Genomic DNA, 18,446 nt, shown 5'->3' with positions numbered 1-18,446 from the left:
CGGCAACTAGCAGTTTTGTCAGGTCGTGGGCGACGGTAAGTACGTCGACGGCCAGGCATACACCGACGAGAACTCCTGGGCGTCGGTAGCCATCATCGGCCGTGCCACCAGAAAACCCTGGACGTAGGCGCAGCCGTTGTCGCGCAGCCACTGCGCCTGAGCCGTCGTTTCCACGCCTTCGGCGATCACGGTGATGGCGTAGTCGGCGCACAGGGCAATGACACTGCGCACCAACGCCGCATCGGCCAGCGACTCGGGCAAGCGCGCGACCAGGTGGCGATCGAGCTTGAGGGTGTCGATGGGCAAGTCGCGTAACATGCGCAGCGAACAGTCACCAGCGCCGAAGTCATCCAGCGCCACGCGCACCCCCAACTCGCGCAGGCGCTTGATCTGCTTTGCGGCGGCGTCGATGTCATACATCAGCGAGGTTTCCGCCACCTCCACTTCCAATTGCGCCGGCGCCAGCCCGTGTTCCTCGATGGCCCGGCGCAATTCGTCGACCAGGTTCGGTTGGGTGAACTGGGCGCGGCTCAAGCTGATGCCCAGCACCAGATCGTCGGCGAACACGTGCTGCCAGGCCCGGCGCTGGGCGGCGCCCTTGCCGTAGATCCAACTGGCCAGGCGATGGATCAGGTGCGCCTCCTCCAGCAGTGGGATGAACAGCCCCGGCGGCACGTCGCCGACACTCGGGTGCTGCCAGCGCAACAAGGCTTCGAAGCCACGCAGATGGCCATCGGCGAAGCCGACCTGGGGCTGGTAGACCAAGGTGAAATCCTGATGATCGATAGCGGTGCGCACGCTGTCTTCGAGCATCAGCCGCGAGCGGGCCCGGCCATTGAGCTCCTGGGCGTAGAAGCGGTACTGCTGGCGACCGGCGCGCTTGGCCGCGTACATCGCCGTGTCGCCTGCGCGCAGCAGGCCTTCGACGGTGGCGCCGCAGTCGGGGTAGGTGGCAATGCCGATGCTGATGCCCAGGCACACGTCCTGGCCGTCAACCTGCGGACAACTGGACATGCGTTCGATCAGCGCCTCGGCATAGCGACCTGCCTGTTCCGGATAGGGCAAGCCGTCGAACAACGCGGTGAACTCGTCACCGCCCATGCGCCCGAGCAGCGCCTGGGCACCCAGACAGTCCCTGAGCTGTTCGGCGACCCAGCGCAGTACCCGGTCGCCCGCCTCGTGCCCAAACGTGTCGTTGATCTGCTTGAAGCCGTCGAGGTCCATGTACATCAGCGCCTGGACCTTGTCTGCGCGCTCGTTGCGCAACAGCGCAGCTTCGGCGGTCTGATAGAAACCGCGCCGGTTGAGCAGGCCGGTCAGGGGATCGGTCACCGCCTGATGCTCCAGTTGCTGATGCAGGCTGTGCACCACCGACATGTCCAGCACTGTCACCACCATGGCCTTCTGCTCGACCGACAATGGCGCACAGGACAGCGCCACCGGGATCAGCGGACCGGCTGGGGTGCGCAACTGGGCATCGTGGACGCGGAAGATCTCCCGGCTCAGGTAGGCGTGGTAGAAGTCCGAGTCGCGCCACAGCGCAGCACTGGGCAACTGGATCAGGTCCAGCACATGGGCACCGAGCAAGCGCGCCACCGGCACCTGCAACAGGCGCGAAATGGCCGGGTTGGCGAAGCCGATGGTGCCGCAGTCGTCCACCACCAGAATGCCCTCGGCGGCATTTTCCAGCACCGACGCATTGAACGCATGCGCCGCCTCCAGCGCCTGGCTCAAGCGTTGCAGCGCGCGCTGGTTGCGCTGCTGCTCCAGAATGGCCTGCACCTTGGGCTTGAGAATCTGCGGGTCGAACGGTTTGAACAGATAGTCCACCGCCCCGCTGGCGTAGCCTTTGAGCACAGCGGCCTGACTCTGCTCGTTGGCGGTGAGGAAGATGATCGGCGTGAGGCGCGTGCGCTGACTGCCGCGCATCAGCCGAGCGACTTCGAAACCGTCCATGCCGGGCATCTGCACGTCCAGCAGGACGAGGTCCACCTCGTGTTCCAACAGTGCGCCCAGGGCTTCCCTGCCTGAGCTTGCGGTGATCACCTGCCAATCCTGGCCGGCCAGCAAGGCGCGCATGGTGATCAGATTTTCCGGGTAGTCATCGACTACCAGCAGCACGGAGCTGCCTTGCGGTGCCGCGTATTGAGCTCCATCCATGCCACTTCTCTTCGCGAACGTCTTTGTCTTGTAGTTGGATCCGATGTCGACTCGGCAGCGGAGTTCACTGTCAGCGATGCAATCAGTTCGCTATCAATGAATTAAATGAGAATAGCCGATCAACGGAGCCCTGCAGGGCCGATGGAATGGGCGTTACGAGGGTATTGGGCGGTGGCGGCTATCCAGATGAAGGGACACCCGCGACAGGCAAAAAAACGCCCCTGACCAAACTCAGCAGGTCAGGGGCGATGCGCAGATACGCCAGACGGTTCGTTGAAAATCAAAAATCAGCCGAATGCTTCACCAAAGCGCTGTTGACGAGGCTGCAGGTGGGCGAACGATCGCGCCAGACGCTGCAGCATGTCGTCGATATTGCCGCGACTGACATCCAGTGCCGGGGAAAAGCGCACGACGTCAGGTTTCACCGCAGCGAGCAGCAAGCCTTCGCCCAAGGCGGCCTCGACCAGTGCCTGGGCCTGGGCCTCACGCAGGTGCAGCGCCCACAGCAAGCCCTGGCCACGCACCTCGCCGTGGCTGTAACGCCGCGCTACTCGGCTCAAGCCATCGCGCAGGTGACGGCCGCTGTCCTGCACCTGATCGAAAAAACCCGGCGTGAGCAGGGTATCGAGCACGGCCAGCCCGGCCGCGCTCATCAAGGCGTTATCGGCCTGTCTGATGGGCGTGGCGAACGCCTCGAGGGCCGTGCCGCGTGCCAGCAGGGCGGCTAGCGGAACGCCGCTGCCCAGGCCACTGCCGAGAATGACGATATCGGCACGCACGCCATACGTCTGCTCGGCCAACAACGCTCCACAACGGCCGCTGCCGGTCAGCGTCTCGTCGAGGATCAGCAGGATGCCGAGCTCGCGGCAAAGCTGTTCGGCGCCGAGCAGGTAGTCTCGGCTCGCCGGAATCACGCCCGCGTCAGCCTGGAGCGGTTCGAGCATGATGGCCACGGTGCGCGAGTCGACTTGCGCGTGCAGCGCCGCCAGGTCGTTGAACGGCACCTGACTCAAACCCGTCCCGCGGGTCCGGCCGGCGGTGATGATGCCTTCGGCGCCGCCGCGGTGCCGTCTGCCCCACTCACGGGCGAGCCTGAGCGCGTCTTCGCAGGCCTGGGCACTGCTGTCCAGCACCCAGGCCTGATCGCTGCCGGTGGCCTGGCACAGGCGCTGGATCAAGGCCTGCGCGGGCGCGCTGGCGAAATGATGGCCGGGATTGATCAGGGCCTGGGCCTGAGCGCCGAGCGCGTTGACCAGCACTGGCGGGCTGTGCCCCAGGCTGTTCATCGCCCCCGCCTGGTCGAAATCCAGGCAGGCATGTCCACGGTCGTCCCACAGCCAGGAACCCTGGCCGCGTACGAAGGCCCGGGCACACACGTTGGGCACTACCGCTGCAGTTTGGCCACGCTGCGCCTGGCGCGACTCGACAACGGCGAGCGTCGGGCGACGCCGCTTGAACAGGTTCATGGTGGCTCCACGGCATTCAGGCATGCAGGCAAGGCGCCTCGGTCTGCGCCGCAGGTCGTTGTTTTGCTCTGCCTATCGAAAATGAATACTCATCACCATCAAGATCAAGCCTATCGTTCACTTAATCCTGCTGATTGACGGCGCTAGACTAGGCGTCTCGGCGCGCCGGGGCCATTTCGTTTTCCCAGCTTTTTCGATAAGTGAATCTTATGGATTTTCGCCAACTGCGTTATTTCGTCGCGGTGTATGAAGAAGGCCATGTGGGCCGAGCCGCCGAGCGACTGTCGCTGTCGCAACCCGCGCTGTCGCAACAGATCCGCCAGCTCGAGCACAGCCTCGACCTGAGCTTGTTCGAACGCAGCAACAAGCGTCTGTTGCCGACTCTGGCCGCGCACACCCTCTACAACCACGCGCTGCCGCTGCTCGACGGCCTGCAACGCGCCCAGGAGGCGATGCTCGGTTTCAAGGGGCAATCGCTGCGCACCCTGGCCATTGGCGTGCTGCAGACCGTGCGCCCGAGCCTGGTGCCCCGACTGCTGGAAAAACTGCGCAGGGCGCAGCCGCATCTCGTGGTGCAGATCTATGAACTGTCGGGCCTGGAGATCGAGCGGCGGCTGCTCAACGGCAGCCTGGATATCGGCATCAGCTACCTGCCGCCGCGCCAGCCGGGGCTGCACGGTCAGTTGCTGTACGAAGATGAACTGCAACTGGTCATCCCCAACACCCACCCGTTGAAGGACTTCAAGAAAGTCTCGATCCGCCAGGCCGCCGAGCTGCCGCTGTTGATGCTGGGCGAAGAGTTCCAGATCCGCCAGATCTGGCAGGCGCAACTGGCCAATCTTGGGCGTCGGCCACAGGTTCAGGCGGAAATGAACAACATGGGCGGGATCCTCGACAGCCTGGCCAACACTGCGTTGGCGACCATTCTGCCTGGGCGGGCGAAGGAAGCGGCCGAAGACGAACAGGCGCTGCTGTGGAAGCCGCTGAGCGAGCCACGGGTGCCGCTGAAGGTCGGTTTGGTGTTTCGCGATGCACAACGTCAGCAGGCCTCGGTGGAGCTGCTGCGAACAGTGCTGGAGGAAGAAACTGACGCCCGAAATGGCGCGATGCCGTAGGACGCGCATGGGAAATAAAAACCCCAGACGAAGGAAACCCCGCCGAAGCGGGGTTATCCAGACTGTTTCCCTGACATCCTTATCGTCCCACCATCCTGGCGGGAAATCCTCTTGTGTCCCTGTTCTGTCCTTTGCGCTTCCTGCGCTGCGTCCATGTGAGAAAGATTAACCCTGGATCCAATCTTAGGAAAGAGGCGAAAAGTCACCACGCAGCGTAGGAAAAAGCTTACAAGGCCGAGGATTCCGAGACGTCAGAGACGTCTCACATTACCCGTCCCGTCCATCAGAATTGCGCCGCATCCAGCAAGTACAGCGGCTCGCTGCCCGCCTTCACCGCCGCCACCAGCGAATCGACCCTGGGCAGCAGGCGTGCGAAATAGAAGCGTGCGGTGCCGAGCTTGGCGCCGTAGAAGGCCTCGTCGCCCTCGCCGACCTGTGCGGCGTGGGCCATCAAGGCCCACATGTAGGCGTAGGCGACATAGCCGAAGGCATGCAGGTATTCGACCGAGGCGGCGCCGATTTCGTTCGGATTGTCCTTGGCCTGCTGCAGCACCCATTCGGTCAGGCCGTCGAGCTGATCCAGGGCCGCGCTCAACGGACGTGTGAATTCTCCGACATTAGCGTCGGCCGAATCGATGAACTGACGGACCTCATCGGCGAACAGCCGGTAGTAGGCGCCACCACTGGCCACCACCTTGCGCCCCATCAGGTCCAGCGCCTGGATGCCGTTGGTACCCTCGTAGATCTGGGTGATGCGCACGTCGCGCACCAGTTGCTCCTGCCCCCACTCGCGGATGTAGCCGTGACCACCAAACACCTGCTGGCCATGCACCGTGCACTCCAGCCCCAGGTCGGTGAGGAAAGCCTTGGCCACAGGCGTGAGCAGCGCGACCAGTTCCTCGCTGCGCTTGCGGGTGGCCGGGTCTTCGCTGAACTTGGCGCTGTCCAGTTGCAGGGCCACGTAGGTGGAGAACGCGCGTCCCCCCTCGTTCAGCGCTTTCATGGTCAGCAGCATGCGCCGTACGTCCGGGTGGACGATGATCGGATCCGCCACCTTGTCCTTGGCCTGCGCGCCGGTCGGTGCGCGGCTCTGCAGACGGTCACGGGCATACTCCACAGCGTTCTGGTAGGAGCGCTCGGCCGACGCCAGGCCCTGGATACCCACGCCCAGGCGTTCGTAGTTCATCATGGTGAACATCGCCGCCAGCCCTTTGTTCGGCTCACCGACGAGGTAACCCAGCGCCTGGTCGAAGTTCATCACGCAGGTGGCCGAGGCCTGGATGCCCATCTTGTGCTCGATGGAGCCGCAGTTGGCCGGGTTGCGCGCGCCCAGGCTGCCGTCTTCGTTGACCAGGAACTTGGGCACCAGGAACAGCGAGATACCCTTGGGGCCGGGCGGAGCGTCCGGCAGCTTGGCCAGCACCAGGTGAATGATGTTCTCGGTCAGGTCGTGCTCGCCGCCGGTGATGAAGATCTTGGTGCCGCTGACCTTGTAGCTGCCGTCGGCCTGAGGCTCGGCACGGGTGCGGATGATGCCCAGGTCGGTGCCGGCATGAGGCTCGGTGAGGCACATGGAACCGGCCCAGACGCCTGCGTACATGTTCGGCAGGTAGCGCTGCTTGAGCGCCTCGCTGGCATGGGCGTTGATGGACAGGCAGGCCCCGGCGGTGAGCATCGGATACAGGCCGAACGACAGGCTCGCCGCGTTGACCATCTCCTCCACTTGGGCGGAGACGACCTTGGGCATGCCCATGCCGCCGAACAGCGGGTCGCCGCCGACGCCGACCCAGCCTCCTTCGGCATAGGTGCGATAGGCCTCGATGAAGCCTGCCGGGGTGCGTACTGCACCGTTGTCCCAGTGGCAGCCTTCTTCGTCGGCGGCGCGGCTGAGCGGAGCGATGCTGCGACTGGTGACCTTGCCCGCTTCTTCCAGCACAGCCATGGCGGTGTCGAGGTCGACGACCTCCGCCAGGCCCGGTAGCCGAGCCCACAGATCGGCCACATTGAAGACTTCATTGAGTACGAAGCGCATATCGCGCAGGGGCGCTTTATAGTCGGCCATGACAACCTCTCGCTAGTAGAGTCGGAGCGGCCCGCCGGGGCCGCACACTGGGTTGCAGGCAGTGTAACCGAACAACTTTTACGAGACATAGGGTCATCAAGCGACCGAATGGTCAGATATGGTCACGCCGTGCGTACAGCGCCACGCCGCACCGTCTGCCCGGTCTGCATCACGCAGTTGCGCCCCGCCGCCTTGGCGCTGTAGAGCGCCTGGTCGGCCGACTTGAGCACCTCATCGGGATTTCGATGCTCCGGCAGACGCTCGGCGACACCGATGCTGATGGTCACCGACACCGTATTACCCGCCGATCCGGCACGCCGCTGGCGACCGGCGGTGTCGTTCTGCGGTCGGCTGTTCTGATCGCGTAGCTGGATGGCGTAGTTGGCGATCATTTCGCGTACCGCCTCCAGGTGCGGCAGGCACTCTTCGAGGGTCTGCCCAGCGAACACCAACGCGAACTCTTCACCGCCGTAACGATAGGCACGACCACCGCCGGTCACTTTCGACAGGCGGCTGGCGACCAGCCGCAGCACTTGGTCGCCGACATCGTGGCCGTGGGTGTCGTTGAATTTCTTGAAGTGATCCACGTCGGTCATGGCGATCACATAGCTGCGCCCCAGGCGCTGCATGCGCTCGTTCAGCGCTCGACGTCCCGGCAGGCCGGTCAGCTCATCGCGGAATGCCATCTGATAGGCCTCATGGGACACCGCGGCGGCGATCATCAGCATCACCTGGCTGCACATGATGTTCAGGGTGAAGGGCAGGATGAAGGTCTGCGGCAGCATCCAGAAAATGCCGATCAGGCCGACGATCTGCGCCGCATGCAACGGCCGTGGCTGGCGCAGGTACTGCACCACGAGCAGCACGAACACCCCGAAGAACAGCGGGTAGGCGAGTTGGATCAGGCTCATCCACTGGCCATGCAACGACGGCCAGCGAATTTCCGCCAGCCAGCCCAGCAACGCCTGCGGGTAGCTCTGCTCCAGGGCCAGGGCCACGCCGCCGACCGCGAACAGCACGGCAAAACGCGCAAGCATGTCCTGGGCCAGGTGAGTGCGTTCTTGCCAGGCGCCGAACAGGCCATACAGCCCCGGCAGCAGCAGGCACACCAGATGGAACACCACCGCAGCGTCTTCGCGCACCTGGCCGTGGTCGCGGTAGTAGTCGGTCTGGGTGTCGAGCAGGAAATAGGCGATGTACACCGTGACCATCAGGAACAGCTCGCGCTGGCGACGGTAGACCGCACAGTACGCGCCGCCGAGCAGCAGCACCATGGTCGGCAGTACGTTGAACAGCGAGGTGAAGAACACGCTCAGGTCGCGCACGTACGCGGCTGCGAGCCCGAACAGCAGCAGCAGGATCGAAGGCAGGAAGTGGCTCGGGCGGACAGCGGATAGGCGAAACACGGGCAATCTCCGACCCGGAAGGTCAATAATAGCATTGTGCCTTAATTCATCGGCCGCGCGCATGAATAGATGAATACAGGTGGGCGATCTACCGACCTTGCGCGCGTCTGCCAGGTTCCTCCGACTCAGACATGCAGGCATGAAAAAACCCGCATCGCTGCGTAACGCGGTTCACTTAAGATCTGGATGGCTGGAATTGGGGCTGCTGCGCAGCCCATCGCGGCACAAGGCCGCTCCCACAGGGGCCTGAGCTCCGCCCCATGTTTCAGGGTATACGCGGACGTTGTGGGAGCGGCCTTGCGCCGCGAAAGGGCCGCGAAGCGGCCCCAGCATTCTTTAAGTGAACAGCATTACGCATCGCTGCGGGCTTGTTCAGTGCGCTCGAACGATCAGTTGACCTTGGCCGCCAGCTCGCCTTTGGCGTAGCGCAGGTACATGGCGTCCAGGGAGATCGGTTTGATCTTCGAGGCGTTGCCTGCGGTACCGAAGGCCTCGTAGCGGGCGATGCAGATGTCACGCATGGCCACGACGGTCTGGGCGAAGTATTTGCGCGGGTCGAACTCGGACTTGTTCTGCTCCAGGAAGCGACGGATCGCACCGGTGGAGGCCAGGCGCAGGTCGGTATCGATGTTGACCTTGCGCACGCCGTGCTTGATGCCTTCGACGATTTCTTCGACCGGCACGCCGTAGGTTTCTTTGATGTCGCCGCCGAACTCGTTGATGATCGCCAGCCAGTCCTGCGGTACAGACGAAGAACCGTGCATCACCAGGTGAGTATCGGGGATGCGCTGGTGAATGGCCTTGATGCGGTCGATCGCCAGGATGTCGCCGGTCGGCGGCTTGGTGAACTTGTAGGCGCCGTGGCTGGTGCCGATGGCGATGGCCAGGGCATCGACCTGGGTCTTCTTGACGAAATCAGCGGCTTCTTCCGGGTCGGTCAGCATCTGGCTGTGGTCCAGGATGCCTTCGGCGCCAACGCCGTCTTCTTCACCGGCCTGACCGGTTTCCAGGCTGCCCAGGCAACCCAGCTCGCCTTCGACCGACACGCCGCAGGCGTGGGCGAACGCGACGGTTTGCTGGGTCACGCGCACGTTGTAGTCGTAGTCCGACGGGGTCTTGCCGTCTTCCTTGAGCGAGCCGTCCATCATCACCGAGCTGAAGCCCAGCTGGATCGAGCGCTGGCAGACGTCAGGGCTGGTGCCATGGTCCTGGTGCATGCACACCGGGATGTGCGGGAATTCTTCGATGGCCGCCAGGATCAGGTGACGCAGGAAGGGAGCGCCGGCGTATTTGCGCGCACCGGCGGAGGCCTGGACGATGACCGGAGAGTCGGTCTTGTCGGCCGCTTCCATGATGGCGCGCATCTGCTCGAGGTTGTTGACGTTGAAAGCTGGAACGCCGTAGCCGAACTCGGCGGCGTGGTCCAGCATCTGGCGCATGCTAATGAGTGCCATTGTGTATCTCTCTCCCGACAAGCGTCGTTGTTTCGTGCAAGCCTGCCGCAGGGGCGGTTGCTGTTCAAGTAGTTGTGGACCGCCGTGACGGTCCGGCCAATCACGGTGCCTTGCAGCCCCGCCCAATCAGATCGTTGGTCGCTTCCCAGTACACCAGGCCTTCGTTGCCCTTAGTGTGGAAGGCGAGCACGCCATCGCTGTACAACGCACCCGAAGCACCGGGCTCGGCCTTGAGCCGGTAGACCTGGTCGGCGCCGCCGAGGCGTACGTCCACCGCCTGCTGCGAGGCGTCGGCGTAGCGCCACAGCACCTCGGCCTGGCTGTCGCAGACCCAGCGGGTCCAGGTGTCCGCCGGAGCGGAGGTCGGTTGCAGCAACGAGCAACCGGCCAGGGTTGCCAGGGCCAGTGCGGCCAGCAGCGCTTTCATTCAGCTTCCTCGCGTAGGGCCGGTGGTGACGCCACCGACCCACTGTTCAAGACCACAAAACCACCCATCGGTTGCCCACGACCCGATCAAGGGCAGCCGGGCGCCTTGCGCTGGTACTCGTCGTCGTACTTCTCCAGACCGTCCGGCCCCAGGCGCTTGTTGATCACCGGAACCGTCTCGGCCTGCCACTGCGACTGGTAGCAGCCGCCCTGGGGCGCGTGCGCCGGCTCGCTATCCGTCGCACGATCGCTGGAACAGGCGCCGAGCAGCGCGAACAGGACCAGCACAGGCAATTGCTTGACCATCAGGTCGCTCCCTTTGCCAGGCGCCATCGCCGATCAGCCCTTGGCCCGCTCTTCGAGCACGGCCACCGCAGGCAGTACCTTGCCCTCGACGAACTCGAGGAAAGCACCGCCACCGGTGGAAATGTAGGAGATATCGGCACCGACGCCATATTTGTCGATGGCTGCCAGGGTGTCGCCACCGCCGGCGATGGAGAACGCTGCGCTGTCGGCGATGGCCTTGGCCAGCACTTTGGTGCCGTTGCCGAACTGGTCGAATTCGAACACCCCGACCGGACCGTTCCACAAGATGGTCTTCGACGACTTCAGCAGCTCGGCGAACTGGGCAGCGGTTTGCGGGCCGATGTCGAGAATCATGTCGTCGTCCGCCACGTCGGCGATGGCCTTGACCGTGGCTTCGGCGCTCTCGGCGAATTCCTTGGCCACCACCACGTCCACCGGCAGCGGCACGCTGACCTTGGCGGCGATGGCCTTGGCGGTATCGACCAGGTCAGGTTCGTACAACGACTTGCCAACCGGGTGACCGGCGGCAGCGAGGAAGGTATTGGCGATGCCGCCACCGACGATCAGTTGGTCGCACACGCCGGACAGGCTGTTGAGCACATCGAGCTTGGTCGAAACCTTGGAACCGGCGACGATGGCCGCCATCGGCTTGGCCGGCGCCTTCAGCGCCTTGCCCAGGGCATCGAGCTCTGCAGCCAGCAGTGGGCCGGCCGCCGCAACCTTGGCGAACTTGGCCACACCATGGGTGGAACCTTCTGCGCGGTGGGCGGTGCCGAACGCGTCCATCACGAATACATCACACAGGGCCGCGTACTTCTGCGCCAGCTCGTCGGCGTTCTTTTTCTCGCCCTTGTTGAAGCGCACGTTCTCGAACAGCACCACCTCACCGGCCTTGATCTCGACGCCGTCGAGGTAGTCAGCCACCAGCGGCACGTCGCGGCCCAGGGCCTTGCTCAGGTATTCGGCCACCGGCTTGAGGCTGTTTTCCTGGGAGAACTCGCCTTCGCTCGGGCGCCCGAGGTGCGAGCAGACCATCAGCGCCGCGCCCTTCTCCAGGGCCAGCTTGATGGTCGGCAACGCAGCCTGGATACGCGCATCGCTGGTGACCACACCGTCCTTCACAGGCACGTTGAGGTCTTCGCGGATCAGTACGCGTTTACCTTGCAGGTCGAGGTCGGTCATCTTCAACACGGTCATGAATGCAGTCCTTCAGGGCTGTTTGCGGCGGTTTGGTGGACGACGTGCAGGTAATGCCCCGCGACGTCGAGCATACGGTTGGCGAATCCCCATTCGTTGTCGAACCAGGCCAGCAGGTTGACGAGCCGAGGGCCGCTGACGCGAGTCTGGCTGGCATCGACGATGGCCGAATGCGGATCATGGTTGAAATCACAGCTGGCGTGGGGCAGCTCGGTGTAGGCCAGCAGGCCTTTGAGCGGACCGTCCAGTGCGGCCTCGCGCAGCACCCGGTTGACCTCGGCGGCGCTGGTGTCGCGAGCGGTCAGCAGGGTGATGTCCAGGCACGACACGTTGACGGTCGGCACGCGTACCGCTTTGGCCTGGATTCGCCCGGCAAGTTCCGGCAGCAGGCGCTCGATGCCGCGTGCCAGCCCGGTGGACACCGGGATCACCGACTGGAACGCCGAGCGGGTGCGGCGCAGGTCTTCGTGGTGGTAGGCATCGATCACCGGCTGGTCGTTCATCGCCGAGTGGATGGTGGTGATCTGCACGTAGTCGATGCCGAAGGCCTGATCCAGCACGCGCAGCAGCGGCACGCCGCAGTTGGTGGTGCAGGAGGCGTTGGAGACCAGGCGTTCGTGCCCGGTCAGGCAGTGCTGATTGATGCCGTAGACCACGGTGGCATCGACATCCGCCTCGCTGGCCATGGGCTGGGAGAACAGCACGCGCGGCGCTCCGGCCTGGAGAAAACGCTGGCCGTCGACTCGGCTGTGGTAAGCGCCAGAGCATTCGAGCACCAGGTCCACGTCCAGTGCCGCCCAGTCGATGCCTTCGGGAGTGGCACTGCGCATGACTTTCACGCAGTCGCCGTTGATGTGCAGACAATCGCCATCGACCTTCACCTCGCCGGGGAAGCGGCCATGGGTGGAGTCGAAGCGGGTCAGGTATTCCAGACTGGCCTGATCGGCCAGGTCGTTCAGCGCGACGATCTCGAAGCCGGCCTTCGCCCCTCGCTCGAACAGCGCGCGCAGGACACAACGGCCGATGCGGCCGTAACCGTTGAGTGCAACTTTGTAGGGACGATCGTGGGTCATTCGCGACTCGCTAATGCAGGATGGCCATCGGGGCCGCCATGCAGCCCAGCGCGGCACAAGGCCGCTTCCACAGGGCACGGTGCAAGCAGTGCCTTGTGGAAGCGGCCTTGTGTCGCGAGACGAGGGCATCGCCCTCGCCTCGCCCGGCATGAATCAGTCTTCCAGCAGCTCTTCGGCGGTGCCCAGGATGTTCTCCAGGGTGAAGCCGAACTCCTCGAACAGCGCGGAGGCCGGGGCCGACTCGCCGTAGGTGGTCATGCCGATGACGCGGCCTTCGAGGCCGACGTACTTGTACCAGAAGTCGGCATGGGCCGCTTCGATGGCGATGCGCGCACCGACTTCCAGCGGCAGTACCGATTGCTTGTAGGCGGCGTCCTGGGCGTCGAACACGCTGGTGCTCGGCATCGATACCACGCGGACCTTGCGGCCCTGCTCGCTGAGCGCGTCGAAGGCCTGAACGGCCAGACCCACTTCCGAGCCGGTGGCGATGAGGATCAGTTCCGGCTCGCCGGCGCAGTCCTTGAGCACGTAGCCGCCACGCGCGATGTCAGCGATCTGCTGGGCGCTGCGCGGCTGATGCTGCAGGTTCTGCCGGGAGAAGATCAGCGCGGACGGACCGTCTTTGCGCTCCAGCGCGGCTTTCCAGGCCACGGCCGACTCGACCGCATCGCCCGGACGCCAGGTGTCCAGGTTCGGCGTGCTGCGCAGGCTGGTCAGTTGCTCGACCGGCTGGTGGGTCGGGCCGTCTTCGCCCAGGCCGATGGAGTCGTGGGTGTACACATGCACCACACGCTGCTTCATCAGCGCCGACATGCGCACCGCGTTGCGGGCGTACTCCATGAACATCAGGAAGGTGGCGCCGTAGGGCACCAGGCCGCCGTGCAGGGCCAGGCCGTTCATGATGGCAGTCATGCCGAACTCGCGCACGCCGTAGAACACGTAGTTGCCGCTGGCATCGACGGCATCGACGCCCTTGCAGCCCTTCCACAGGGTGAGGTTGGAGCCGGCCAGGTCGGCCGAACCGCCGAGCAGTTCAGGCAGCAGCGGACCGAAGGCGTTCAGGGTGTTCTGGCTGGCCTTGCGGCTGGCGATGGTCTCACCCTTGGCGGCCACTTCCTCGATGTACTGCTGAGCCTTCTGGCTGAAGTCGGCAGGCAACTCACCGGCGCTGCGGCGCTTGAACTCGGCGGCCAGTTCCGGGAAGGCCTTGGCGTAGGCCTCGAAGCGCTGGTTCCACTCGGCTTCGGCCTTGGCACCGGCGTCCTTGGCATTCCACTCGGCGTAGATGTCGGCCGGAATCTCGAACGGACCGTAGTTCCAGTTCAGTTCCTTGCGCGCCAGGGCGATTTCGTCGTTGCCCAGCGGGGCGCCGTGGCAGTCTTCCTTGCCCTGCTTGTTCGGCGAACCGAAGCCGATGATGGTCTTGCAGCAGATCAGCGTCGGACGGTCGCTCTTGCGCGCCGTCTCGATGGCGGTCTTGATCTCTTCGGCATCGTGGCCGTTGACGTTGCGAATCACCTGCCAGTTGTAGGCTTCGAAACGCGCCGGGGTGTTGTCGGTGAACCAGCCGTGCACTTCGCCGTCGATGGAAATGCCGTTGTCGTCGTAGAAGGCGATCAGCTTGTTCAGGCCCAGGGTGCCGGCCAGGGAGGCGACTTCGTGGGAAATGCCTTCCATCATGCAGCCATCGCCCATGAACACATAGGTGTGGTGGTCGACGATGTCGTGGCCTTCACGGTTGAACTGCGCCGCCATGATCTTCTCTGCCAGGGCGAAGCCCACGGCGTTGGCGATGCCCTGGCCGAGCGGACCGGTGGTGGTCTCCACGCCTGGGGTGTAGCCATATTCCGGGTGACCTGGGGTACGGCTGTGCAGTTGGCGGAAGCCCTTGAGGTCGTCGATGGACAGGTCGTAGCCGCTCAGGTGCAGCAGCGAATAGATCAGCATCGAGCCATGGCCGTTGGACAGCACGAAGCGGTCGCGGTCGGCGAAGCTGGGGTTGCTCGGGTTGTGCTTGAGGTAGTCGCGCCAAAGCACTTCGGCGATATCCGCCATGCCCATGGGGGCACCGGGGTGGCCGCTGTTGGCCTTTTGCACGGCATCCATGCTGAGGGCACGAATGGCGTTGGCACGATCACGACGGCTGGGCATCGCAGGTCTCCTGAGGCTTGAAGAAGTGGTGAAACGGGAAAAAGACGACCATTTTCCCCCACTGTGCGGCCAGGGGCAAACATTTCGAGCTTCAAGCGGCAAGCTTGAAGCTGCAAGACGCCGGTTCCCCCCTTACGGACCGCTTCGGACGTGCCGCCTGAAGCTCGAGGCTTGCCGCTGGCGGCGAACGGCCGCCCAATATCAAAACTTTTTGATATTGGCCTTGCGGGGGCACGGTTGGCTGTCTAGACTCCCGCTCCATGAATCTTCAAGCGCCCATCACCTCTCACCGCAGCGACGAGCTGACCGCCCTGTGCAAGGCCGGCGGCGATCCGCTGCGCCTGAACGTGCTGCGCGCGCTGGCCAGCGACTCCTTCGGCGTGCTGGAGCTGGCGCAGATCTTCGACATCGGCCAGTCGGGCATGAGCCATCACCTCAAGGTGCTGGCCCAGGCCGACCTGGTGGCCACCCGCCGTGAGGGCAATGCCATTTTCTATCGCCGCGCCCTGCCGGACAGCCAGCGCCTGGGCGGGCGCCTGCATTCGGCGCTGCTCGAAGAAGTCGATGGCCTAGCGTTGGCCCAGGAGGTGCAGGCCCGCATCGCCCAGGTGCAACAGCGGCGCGCGGCCACCAGCCAAGACTTTTTCCTGCGCGTCGAAGAGAAATTCCGCGCCCAGCAGGACCTGATCGCCGGCTTGCCGCAGTACCGGGAAAGCCTGCTGGCCCTGCTCGACAAGCTGCACTTCGGCGCCCACACCAGCGCCTTGGAGGTCGGCCCCGGCGACGGCGGTTTCCTGCCCGACCTGGCCCGGCGCTTCGCCCACGTCACGGCACTGGACAACAGCCCGACCATGCTCGAGCTGGCCCGCCAGGTGTGCGAGCGCGAGGCGCTGGACAACGTCACCCTGCACCTGGCCGACGCCCTCGGCGCCGCGGACGTGCAGGCCGACTGCGTGGTGCTGAACATGGTGCTGCACCATTTCCCCGACCCGTCCCAGGCGCTGCGCCAGTTGGCCGCACGGGTGAAGCCCGGCGGCAGCCTGCTAGTCACCGACCTGTGCAGTCACGATCAGGCGTGGGCCCGCGAAGCCTGCGGCGACCTGTGGCTGGGCTTCGAGCAGGACGATCTGGCCCGTTGGGCCACCTTGGCCGGGCTCACCCCCGGCGACAGCCTCTATGTGGGCTTGCGTAACGGTTTCCAGATCCAGGTCCGGCATTTCCAGCGGGCCGCTGGCAACACACACATCGGTACATTTTAGGAACCCTTCGAGATGAGCGAATACTCCCTTTTCACCTCCGAGTCCGTGTCCGAAGGGCATCCGGACAAGATCGCCGACCAGATTTCCGATGCCGTCCTGGACGCGATCATCGCCCAGGACAAGTACGCCCGCGTGGCCTGTGAAACCCTGGTCAAGACCGGCGTGGCGATCATCGCCGGCGAAGTCACCACCTCGGCCTGGGTCGACCTGGAAGAGCTGGTGCGCAAGGTCATCATCGACATCGGCTACAACAGCTCCGACGTCGGCTTCGACGGCGCCACCTGCGCGGTGATGAACATCATCGGCAAGCAGTCGGTGGACATCGCCCAGGGCGTCGACCGCTCCAAGCCGGAAGACCAGGGCGCTGGCGACCAAGGCCTGATGTTCGGCTACGCCAGCAACGAAACCGACGTGCTGATGCCGGCGCCCATCTGCTTCTCGCACCGTCTGGTCGAGCGCCAGGCCGAAGCGCGCAAGTCCAAGCTGCTGCCGTGGCTGCGCCCGGACGCCAAATCGCAGGTCACCTGCCGCTACGAAAACGGCAAGGTAGTGGGCATCGACGCGGTGGTGCTGTCGACCCAGCACAACCCCGAGGTGTCGCAGAAAGACCTGCAGGAAGCGGTGATGGAGCTGATCGTCAAGCACACCCTGCCGGCCGAACTGCTGCACAAAGGCACCCAGTTCCACATCAACCCGACCGGCAACTTCATCATCGGTGGCCCGGTGGGCGACTGCGGCCTGACCGGCCGCAAGATCATCGTCGACTCCTACGGCGGCATGGCCCGCCACGGCGGTGGGGCGTTCTCCGGCAAGGACCCGTCCAAGGTCGACCGCTCCGCCGCCTACGCCGGCCGCTACGTGGCCAAGAACATCGTCGCCGCGGGCCTGGCCGAGCGTTGCGAGATCCAGGTGTCCTACGCCATCGGCGTGGCCCAGCCGACCTCCATTTCGATCAACACCTTCGGCACCGGCAAGGTCTCCGACGAGAAGATCGTGCAACTGGTGCGCGAGTGCTTCGACCTGCGTCCGTACGCCATCACCAAGATGCTCGACCTGCTCCACCCGATGTACCAGGAAACCGCCGCCTACGGTCACTTCGGCCGTGAGCCGCAGCAAAAGACCGTCGGCGACGACACCTTCACCACCTTCACCTGGGAACGCACCGACCGCGCTGCCGCCCTGCGCGACGCGGCCGGCCTGTAAGGCCATCTGGCGTCGAACCCGCAAGCCCCTGCCGAGCGATTGGCAGGGGCTTTTTCATACTTGATCGCACAAAACCGTAGGGACTTTCTCCGTCTTGAGGTCAATCAGGTCACCACGGTTTCCAAATGGGCAAAATCCGGGCAGGATTTCGTCTTTGTCGTCCCGCCCTGTAAAGAGGCCCTCGTTCATGAAATCAGTTTCCACGCTCGCCCTGCTGGCAGTCGTCGGCCTGGCCGCCGGCCCGCTGCAGGCGGCTCAACCCGATGCCGGCCTGACCGGCTGCGCCGCCAAACGCAGCGCCATCGAGCAGCAACTCAACGAAGCCCGCGCGCACAACAACAGTGACCAGGCCGCCGGCCTGGAGAAAGCACTGAGCGAAGTCACTGCCAACTGCACCGACAGCAGCTTGCGCAAGGAGCGTGAGCAGAAGGTGCTCGACGCTCGCCACGAGGTCAGCCAGCGCACCAAGGACCTGGACAAGGCCATGAAGAAGGGCGACCCGGAGAAGATCAACAAGCGCAAGGAAAAGCTCGCCGAATCGAAGAAGGAACTGCAGGAAGCGGTGGACGAACTCGAGCGCTGATGACCGAGTGGCGCGCCGGGCTCGCCGCGCGCGCTGCCGATCAGTGGTTGCGGAACTCCGTATGGCAGGCCTTGCACGCTGCCTCGACGCGGTCCATCGGCGCTTTCAGTGCCTCGGCGTTCAGCGGCTGGCCGGAGCTGGCGGCGACCAGCTCGCCGGTCACGCCCTCAAGCTGGCGGGCCAGCGCCTCGAAGCGTGCCTGACGCTGCCACACCTCGGGCCGGGCACTGCTGTCGCCATCGTCGCGCACTGCCGGAAAGTGCTGCCAGGGCGCATGGGCCAAGGTATCGAGACGCGCGGCGCCGGCCTCGAACTTCGCCGCATCGAACGGCAGGCGTCCGCGCAGCATGCCGCCCAGGTCTTCGCTGGTCTTGAGCATGTCCTTGAAGATCGCCTTGCGCTGGCCCAGCGGCGAGTTCGGGTCGACACGCTCGCAGGCGCACAGGGCCAGGGTGGCGAGCAGCACTACGGTCAATCGCTTGTACATCACGGTCTCTACGGCCAACGGAATCGGGCATGCAGTATCGCCGCCCATCGGACAAAGACCAATAGCCACACAAAAGACAAGGGCGAATATTCATCTTC

At 64.5% G+C, this 18,446-nt stretch carries 15 protein-coding genes; 4 read left to right on the top strand and 11 right to left on the bottom strand.

Annotated features, from left to right (window positions below; genetic code table 11):
• Nucleotides 1-18: 18 nt before the first annotated feature.
• Nucleotides 19-2,160, bottom strand: a complete 2,142-nt coding sequence (locus NJ69_RS21065; RefSeq protein ID WP_039582781.1) for a putative bifunctional diguanylate cyclase/phosphodiesterase — start codon at nucleotides 2,158-2,160, stop codon at nucleotides 19-21.
• Nucleotides 2,161-2,447: 287 nt separating this feature from the next.
• Nucleotides 2,448-3,626, bottom strand: a complete 1,179-nt coding sequence (locus NJ69_RS21060) for an aspartate aminotransferase family protein (RefSeq protein WP_039582780.1) — start codon at nucleotides 3,624-3,626, stop codon at nucleotides 2,448-2,450.
• A gap of 209 nt (nucleotides 3,627-3,835) precedes the next feature.
• On the opposite strand from NJ69_RS21060, the gene NJ69_RS21055 reads away from it, so the two are divergent.
• A complete protein-coding gene (locus NJ69_RS21055) occupies nucleotides 3,836-4,741 on the top strand; it encodes a LysR family transcriptional regulator (protein WP_029614532.1) in 906 nt (301 codons plus the stop codon).
• 283 nt (nucleotides 4,742-5,024) lie between these two features.
• Here NJ69_RS21055 and NJ69_RS21050 read toward each other — a convergent pair whose 3' ends face one another.
• From NJ69_RS21050 to tkt, 8 genes are all read right to left on the bottom strand, one after another.
• On the bottom strand, nucleotides 5,025-6,803 hold the full coding sequence (locus tag NJ69_RS21050; RefSeq protein WP_039582778.1) for an acyl-CoA dehydrogenase C-terminal domain-containing protein: 1,779 nt from the start codon (nucleotides 6,801-6,803) through the stop codon (nucleotides 5,025-5,027).
• Between the two features lie 122 nt (nucleotides 6,804-6,925).
• On the bottom strand, nucleotides 6,926-8,209 hold the full coding sequence (locus NJ69_RS21045) for a GGDEF domain-containing protein (RefSeq protein ID WP_039582776.1): 1,284 nt from the start codon (nucleotides 8,207-8,209) through the stop codon (nucleotides 6,926-6,928).
• A gap of 389 nt (nucleotides 8,210-8,598) precedes the next feature.
• Nucleotides 8,599-9,663, bottom strand: coding sequence for a class II fructose-bisphosphate aldolase (gene fba / locus NJ69_RS21040; protein WP_029614535.1), 1,065 nt, complete (start codon nucleotides 9,661-9,663; stop codon nucleotides 8,599-8,601).
• 100 nt (nucleotides 9,664-9,763) lie between these two features.
• Nucleotides 9,764-10,090, bottom strand: coding sequence for an MliC family protein (locus tag NJ69_RS21035; protein WP_039582775.1), 327 nt, complete (start codon nucleotides 10,088-10,090; stop codon nucleotides 9,764-9,766).
• A gap of 86 nt (nucleotides 10,091-10,176) precedes the next feature.
• Complete coding sequence (locus NJ69_RS21030; protein WP_039583343.1) at nucleotides 10,177-10,395, bottom strand: hypothetical protein; 219 nt, start codon at nucleotides 10,393-10,395, stop codon at nucleotides 10,177-10,179.
• Between the two features lie 33 nt (nucleotides 10,396-10,428).
• The gene (locus NJ69_RS21025; protein WP_039582774.1) at nucleotides 10,429-11,592 is read right to left on the bottom strand and encodes a phosphoglycerate kinase; all 1,164 of its coding nucleotides are present in this window, start codon (nucleotides 11,590-11,592) and stop codon (nucleotides 10,429-10,431) included.
• The gene (gene epd / locus NJ69_RS21020) at nucleotides 11,589-12,665 is read right to left on the bottom strand and encodes an erythrose-4-phosphate dehydrogenase (protein ID WP_039582772.1); all 1,077 of its coding nucleotides are present in this window, start codon (nucleotides 12,663-12,665) and stop codon (nucleotides 11,589-11,591) included. The genes NJ69_RS21025 and epd overlap by 4 nt, the downstream gene beginning before the upstream one ends.
• Nucleotides 12,666-12,818: 153 nt before the next feature.
• A complete protein-coding gene (tkt, locus tag NJ69_RS21015) occupies nucleotides 12,819-14,816 on the bottom strand; it encodes a transketolase (RefSeq protein ID WP_029614540.1) in 1,998 nt (665 codons plus the stop codon).
• Nucleotides 14,817-15,076: 260 nt separating this feature from the next.
• Between tkt and NJ69_RS21010 the strand changes: the two genes are divergently transcribed.
• The 3 genes from NJ69_RS21010 (at nucleotide 15,077) to NJ69_RS21000 (ending at nucleotide 17,861) form a co-directional block, all read left to right on the top strand.
• Nucleotides 15,077-16,075 carry an ArsR/SmtB family transcription factor gene (locus tag NJ69_RS21010; protein WP_039582769.1) on the top strand — a complete coding sequence of 333 codons (999 nt, stop codon included), beginning with the start codon at nucleotides 15,077-15,079 and terminating at the stop codon, nucleotides 16,073-16,075.
• A gap of 12 nt (nucleotides 16,076-16,087) precedes the next feature.
• Complete coding sequence (gene metK, locus NJ69_RS21005) at nucleotides 16,088-17,278, top strand: methionine adenosyltransferase (protein ID WP_029614541.1); 1,191 nt, start codon at nucleotides 16,088-16,090, stop codon at nucleotides 17,276-17,278.
• Nucleotides 17,279-17,465: 187 nt separating this feature from the next.
• On the top strand, nucleotides 17,466-17,861 hold the full coding sequence (locus tag NJ69_RS21000) for a DUF1090 domain-containing protein (RefSeq protein WP_039582768.1): 396 nt from the start codon (nucleotides 17,466-17,468) through the stop codon (nucleotides 17,859-17,861).
• A 40-nt stretch (nucleotides 17,862-17,901) separates the two neighbouring features.
• Here the strand turns inward: NJ69_RS21000 and NJ69_RS20995 are convergent, their stop codons facing one another.
• Nucleotides 17,902-18,348, bottom strand: coding sequence for a c-type cytochrome (locus tag NJ69_RS20995; RefSeq protein ID WP_039582766.1), 447 nt, complete (start codon nucleotides 18,346-18,348; stop codon nucleotides 17,902-17,904).
• Between the last annotated feature and the right edge of the window lie 98 nt (nucleotides 18,349-18,446).

This window comes from Pseudomonas parafulva, from assembly GCF_000800255.1.
Taxonomy (GTDB): Bacteria; Pseudomonadota; Gammaproteobacteria; order Pseudomonadales; family Pseudomonadaceae; genus Aquipseudomonas; species Aquipseudomonas boreofloridensis.
Note: the sequence above shows the minus strand (reverse complement) of the source record. Positions and strands in the feature narration are given on the sequence as shown.